1 protein-coding gene is annotated in these 276 nt (G+C 30.8%); it reads left to right on the top strand.

Annotated features, from left to right (window positions below):
• Positions 1 to 69: 69 nt before the first annotated feature.
• Positions 70 to 276, top strand: a 207-nt coding sequence (locus tag ACM6HU_RS02765; RefSeq protein ID WP_414847978.1) for an HTH domain-containing protein, incomplete at its 3' end; no start/stop codon positions are given.

The following is a 276-nucleotide window of genomic DNA, read 5'->3' as shown; positions in this document are numbered from 1 at the left end:
AAAAAAAGTCTATTCTATAGGGTATTTCTTGTATAATAGGAGAAAAATTAGAATCGGAGAAATTTCACAATGACGAAAAAGCTATTTACAGAAAAAGAGGTTCAAACGCTATCAAAGAATCCATACGTAAAATCTATGAGTGAGAAAGGAATTACTTATACAGACGACTTTAAGCGCATATTTATTGAAGAAAATAGAAAAGGAAAGTTACCACGAGACATTTTTGAAAAATATGGTTTTGATATAGATATGATCGGAATGAAGCGTGTTACGTCG

The organism is Bacillus sp. IT-79MI2 (assembly GCF_949768135.1).
Classification (GTDB): domain Bacteria; phylum Bacillota; class Bacilli; order Bacillales; family Bacillaceae_G; genus Bacillus_A; species Bacillus_A pseudomycoides.
The sequence above is the reverse complement of the archived record's forward strand: the minus strand, read 5'-3'. Positions and strand labels throughout refer to the sequence as shown.